This window comes from Pseudoalteromonas sp. GW168-MNA-CIBAN-0100 (assembly GCF_040309225.1).
GTDB classification, from domain to species: Bacteria; Pseudomonadota; Gammaproteobacteria; order Enterobacterales; family Alteromonadaceae; genus Pseudoalteromonas; species Pseudoalteromonas arctica.
On the sequence record NZ_JBEOOL010000829.1, the window covers coordinates 1 to 252 of the forward strand.

General features: G+C 36.9%; 1 pseudogene. It reads left to right on the plus strand.

Going from position 1 to position 252, the window contains the following annotated elements:
- A pseudogene (locus tag AAEY62_RS23605) lies at positions 1 to 252 on the plus strand (choice-of-anchor A family protein); the annotation flags it as partial.

Sequence of the window (252 nt, forward strand, 5' to 3'; positions counted from 1 at the left end):
TATTGTGGTTACTACTTATAAAGACAACCTCTTTTATAAGACGGGTTTAGTTCGTGCTTTAAGTGGGGTTGATGGTACTGAATTATGGAATTATGCAAACGGCGGCGTATTTAGCGATACTCGTCATTCTTTAGCGGCAGCAGATTTAGACGGTGATGGTTTTGTAGAGATAATTACAAATGATCAAACGTCAGACGTTTTACAGGTAATTAATCACCTCGGTGAAGTTAAAAAAGAGTTTATAAAAGTAGG